The 437-nt window shown below is 68.4% G+C and carries 1 protein-coding gene; it reads left to right on the top strand.

Translation table 11 applies throughout. From position 1 onward, the window contains the following. Positions 1–352 (top strand): CheR family methyltransferase (locus NR126_RS28480; protein WP_306219059.1); only part of this gene is annotated, 352 nt, incomplete at its 5' end. Between the last annotated feature and the right edge of the window lie 85 nt (positions 353–437).

Below are 437 nucleotides of genomic sequence, written 5' to 3'. Positions count from 1 at the left end.
CCGCAACCACGCCGAGTCCGGCGGCCACGGCTCGCTGTCCGACTACTACACCGCGCGCTACGGCCGCGTGGTGTTCGACAAGCAGCTGCGCGAACACATGGTGTTCTCCGACCACAGCCTGGCCACCGACAGCGTGTTCGCCGAGGTGCACCTGGTGTCGTGCCGCAACGTGCTTATCTATTTCGAGCGCGATCTGCAGAACCGCGCGCTGCGCCTGTTCCATGACGCGCTGGTGCATCGCGGCTTCATGGGCCTGGGCTCGCGCGAATCGGTGCGCTTTTCCGCCCAGGCCGACGGCTTCGACGACTTCGTGCTCGAAGACCGCATCTACCGCAAGAAGGCGGGCCTGTGAGCGCCCCGACGCCGGATCGCCGCGACGCGGCGGGCGCCTGGGACGCCATCGTCATCGGCGGCTCGTCGGGCGCCATCGAGGTCCT

The sequence above is a fragment of the Pseudomonas sp. Pse1 genome (assembly GCF_024519635.1).
In the GTDB taxonomy this organism is placed as follows: Bacteria; Pseudomonadota; Gammaproteobacteria; order Pseudomonadales; family Pseudomonadaceae; genus Aquipseudomonas.
The sequence above is the reverse complement of the archived record's forward strand: the minus strand, read 5'-3'. Positions and strand labels throughout refer to the sequence as shown.